The sequence below is a fragment of the Collinsella sp. AF29-7AC genome, from assembly GCF_003475665.1.
GTDB lineage: Bacteria > Actinomycetota > Coriobacteriia > Coriobacteriales > Coriobacteriaceae > Collinsella.
Window position 1 is genome coordinate 1 of record NZ_QRQX01000024.1, and the last position, 564, is coordinate 564.

Below are 564 nucleotides of genomic sequence, written 5' to 3' on the forward strand. Positions count from 1 at the left end.
CAGTCCCTTATCGCCTCCAGCCTGGCCGCCGCGGCGGGCTCGTCGGCGTCTATCCCACGCCTGGACGAGACGAGGACCGAGTCGGCGCACAGCTGCGCGGCCCGGGCCTCGTAGAAGACGTGGGGGCGGCGCTTGCAGCCGATCGCGCGGTACCGCCCGCACCCGTTGCAGCTGCGCGGCCACGCGGCCAGGCGCGGGCAGGCCGCCGACAGGTCGGCGGAGGCGTCCACGCGCTCGCCGCGCCTGGCCTTCGGCGCCGTCACGAACCTGTGCGACGCCACCTCGGCGCTCACCGTCGAGGGCGACCTGCCCAGCTCCCTCGCGATCTCCCTGCATGACGCCCTGCGCTCCAGCATCCTCTGGATCGTGTCCCGCTCGTGCCTCGTGAGCCTTCCGTAGGCCCTCGGGACCGCCCTTGCGGAGCCCCTTTTCTTCTTTCCGGACATGCCGTCCTCCGATCTCCCGGGGCCGGCCGATCCGGCCCTCAGGGTATCGGGTTCCCACATTCATCCGTACATGTACGGATGAATGTGGGAGGTGTTCGGATAAAGTCGATAATCAAGG

1 protein-coding gene is annotated in these 564 nt (G+C 69.9%); it reads right to left on the reverse strand.

Going from position 1 to position 564, the window contains the following annotated elements; genetic code table 11:
- Positions 1-446 (reverse strand): helix-turn-helix domain-containing protein (locus DWZ15_RS09090; protein ID WP_147352332.1); only part of this gene is annotated, 446 nt, incomplete at its 3' end.
- Between the last annotated feature and the right edge of the window lie 118 nt (positions 447-564).